The organism is Streptococcus parasanguinis, from assembly GCF_001578955.1.
Classification (GTDB): domain Bacteria; phylum Bacillota; class Bacilli; order Lactobacillales; family Streptococcaceae; genus Streptococcus; species Streptococcus parasanguinis_U.
The window spans coordinates 53,808-57,339 of the sequence record NZ_KQ969693.1 but is presented as its reverse complement, the minus strand read 5'-3'; the positions used below and the strand labels follow the sequence as shown (position 1 = coordinate 57,339).

Here is a 3,532-nt window from a genome sequence, read left to right as displayed (position 1 = left end):
ACAAGTTGCTCAAGGATAAGCGGGATGAACTCATGCGCCGTTTTATTGAAGCTGTGCGTGAGAATAATCGTCTGCGCCAAAAGGTGGAGGCAGCGCTGGTGGGCAATATGCAAGATTTCGTGATGGCCAAGTCCTTAGAGAGCGACCTCATGGTGGAAGAAATCTTTGCCGTTCCTACGCGAGAAGTGATGCTTCATATTGAGGAAGAAAATGTCATGAGTGTGCGCGTGCCCAAGCTCCATGCTCGTATCGATAATCCATACGGAGATGATGAAGGGGACGTGGTTTATAGCTACTTAGCCTCCAACAGTCAAATGGATAGCACGATCCAAGAAATGGGGGATCTACTCCCAGATTTGCTCAAGTTAGCGGAAATCGAAAAAAGCTGCCAACTCATGGCAGATGAAATCGAGAAAACCCGCCGTCGAGTGAACGGACTCGAGTATGCGACCATCCCAGACCTCAAAGAGACTATCTATTATATCGAAATGAAACTCGAAGAAGCCGAGCGCGCCAACCTCGTCAGAATCATGAAGGTAAAATAAGATACTAAGGCTGTAAAAAACAAAGTAAAAATAGGAAATTGACGAAGTCTTCGATGAAGACAAGACAGCTCATCTTTTTCACACAGTTCTTAGCCCGGCCTCAATTACTTAAAAAATACAAGAACCTCATCAAGAAATCATTCCTAGATGAGGTTCTTTTGCACCCTCGTACTCTTCTTCCACTACCCTATTTTTATGTTACTAGTTTGTAACAATGTGACAAGAAAGACGAAATATTACAAGAAAAATACAGTTTTGTTAAATAGACAAAAAGACCTTTTATTATTTTTAAATTGTGATAAGATAGAGTAGTAGTTCATTTGTTCAAGAAAATATTGAGCAAAAAAACAATGAAAAAAGAGGATAAAAGATGAAATTAAAAGTTAATACGAAAGCCTTGATCGCTTCAACAGTAGCTCTTGCAGTGATTCCATTTACAAAAGCCACTGCAGAAACACTTGAAGATTGGGTAGCTCGCTCAGTAGATGAAATCAAACATGATATCCAACAAAGCGGTGAAAACCAACAAACTTATACCATCAAATATGGTGATACATTGAGTTCGATCGCAGAAGCGCTTGGAATCGATGTACATGTGTTGGCAAACTTGAACAACATCAGCAACATGGATTTGATTTACCCAGGTACTGTTTTGAAAACAACAGTAAATGATCAAAAAGAAGTAACTTCAGTTGAAATCCAAACTCCTCAAGCAGGTGCGACAGATGCAACCGTTGCAAGTGCTGACTTGACAACAAACCAAGTGACAGTTGATGACCAAACAGTCGCTGTTAACGATTTGTCTAAACCAGTAAACGAAGATAACAAAGCTGTTCCAGTTGCTCCAGCAGCGGGCACTCAAGAAGCTCCAGTAGTTGAAGTACCAGCAGCAGAAACACCAGCACAACCAGCTGTTCCAGAAACACCAAACTACGGTGCTCCAGCTGTCAATGTTGAAGTTCAAAATCAAGAAGTAGCGCCAGCTGCTCCTCAATCTGCTCCAGTAGCGGAAACACCTGCTGAAACACCAGCTTCTGCTCCTGAAGCTCCAGTAGAGGAAGCTCCAGCACAACCAGTAGCAGAAACGGCTGCTACACCTGAAGTGCAACCACTAGCATCAACTCCAACAGCTGCAAATGCCATTCCAACTGATCCACACCTTCAACCGCAAGCGGAAGCTTTCCGTCAAGAAATCGCTGCGAAATTCGGTATCACAAATATCGGTGGTTACCGTGAAGGGGATCCAGAAGACCATGGTAAAGGGCTTGCAGTAGACGTAATGGTTCCGACAAGTTCTGAACTTGGAGATCAAGTTGCCCAATATGCAATTGACAACATGGACCGTGCAGGTATCTCATACATCATCTGGAAACAACAATTCTACATGCCAGTCGACAACATTTACGGACCTGCTAACACATGGAACCAAATGCCAGACCGTGGTGGAGATACAGCAAACCACTACGATCACGTACATATCTCATTTAACGGATAATAAAACTTCGAACTAGGACAAGTGCCTAGTTCTTTTTTTGTATGCACAAAAAAGGCCGGAAGACGAATCTTCCAGCCAGACGATGGTTATAAAATATGATCAACTTTTTCCACCTGATAAAGGGCAATCGCCATGATAATGGTTAAGACCAGTAACATAAGAATGGCAGGTGTCCAAGAGTGGAAGAGAGATTTGCTATATCCAAAGAGGATGGGCCCAAAGGCTGCAAAGACGTAGCCTCCTGTTTGGGCAAGACCAGAAAGTTGAGCAGTTTTCTCAGGTGTGCTGGATTTCATGGAGAAAGCGACCATGAGGTAAGGGAAGAGCGAACTAACGGAACTTCCAATCAGGGCATTTAATACCAACCAGTAGAAGAAGTTGCTGGTCGGGATTAAGAGCATGGCTACCCCCAGAATCCCTGCTCCGACAACAATCGCAAGCATCAAGTGTCGATTGCGATCGGATAACCGTGTGGTTAAACTTGGGATCGTCAAGGAGAATGGGAGACTGATCAGGGTGAACACGGAGGCCAGTAGTCCAGATTCAACCTTTGAAAGGCCAGCTTGAACAGCCATGGTCGGAAGCCAGGTCATACTTGTGTAGAAAAGCAGTGACTGCAAGCCTCCAAAAATCATGATAGCCCAGACATATTTATTGGTATACCACTTGCTACTAGATTCTGTAGTGGCCGTCTTTTTTAGATGGTGGTTGTAGCGAATGTTAGGAATCCAGATGACCAAAGCAAGAGCACACAAGGCTGTCAAGATGTTGACCAAACCTTGCCAAGAAGTGGCTTTGGTGATCGGAACAGCGACAGAAGAGGCGATCGTTGTGGACATCCCCATAGAAGTGATGTACAAAGTGGTCAGAATGCCTAGTTGACGGGGTCTGTTCGCTTGAATCAGGCTTGGAAGCAGCACATTGAGAAAGGCGATGCCAGCTCCAATCAAGATGGTTCCCAGATAGAGGAAGGGGAGGTTGATAATCCGAATGGCAGATCCGATCGTAATCGCGATCAAAACTAGGAAAAAGAGGCGCTCAATCCCCAACTTTTTAGCAAATTGAATTGCAAAAGGTGAGAAAAGGGCAAAGGTGAGAAGTGGCAAGCTAGTCAATAGTCCCAGAGAGCTCACATCTACCCCCAAACCAGCTGCGATGTCAGACAAGACCGTCGGAAGCGTAGTAAATGGTGTTCGTAAAACAATCCCAAGCATAATGATGCCCGGGACGAATAACATAGAATGTGTTTTTTTCATAAATCCTCCTCAGACAAAAATTCTCTTCATTATAACACAGATCGAGTATAAATTGGAGTATTGATACAAATGAAGGAGAAGGACCGTAGTTCTCACTGTTGTTCGAACTGCGTCAACGTACCTAAACTCGCTGATGCTCGTAAAGGTACGTAGAAAAAGCCACCGGTTTTGGTGGCTCTTATAGGGAGATTATTATGAAAAAGTTTAGGATTTTCTATCAAACAAAGTTAGGAGGT

General features: G+C 43.8%; 3 protein-coding genes. 2 read left to right on the top strand and 1 reads right to left on the bottom strand.

From position 1 onward, the window contains the following. Together SPADD19_RS09910 and SPADD19_RS09905 are read left to right on the top strand one after the other, a co-directional pair. The coding region (locus SPADD19_RS09910) for a V-type ATP synthase subunit D (protein ID WP_061455898.1) at window positions 1-545 on the top strand (545 nt) is incomplete at its 5' end. A gap of 370 nt (window positions 546-915) precedes the next feature. Further along, a complete protein-coding gene (locus tag SPADD19_RS09905) occupies window positions 916-2,040 on the top strand; it encodes a LysM peptidoglycan-binding domain-containing protein (RefSeq protein ID WP_061455897.1) in 1,125 nt (374 codons plus the stop codon). An 86-nt stretch (window positions 2,041-2,126) separates the two neighbouring features. Here SPADD19_RS09905 and SPADD19_RS09900 read toward each other — a convergent pair whose 3' ends face one another. Further along, a complete protein-coding gene (locus SPADD19_RS09900; protein ID WP_061455896.1) occupies window positions 2,127-3,296 on the bottom strand; it encodes a CynX/NimT family MFS transporter in 1,170 nt (389 codons plus the stop codon). Window positions 3,297-3,532 lie beyond the last annotated feature (236 nt).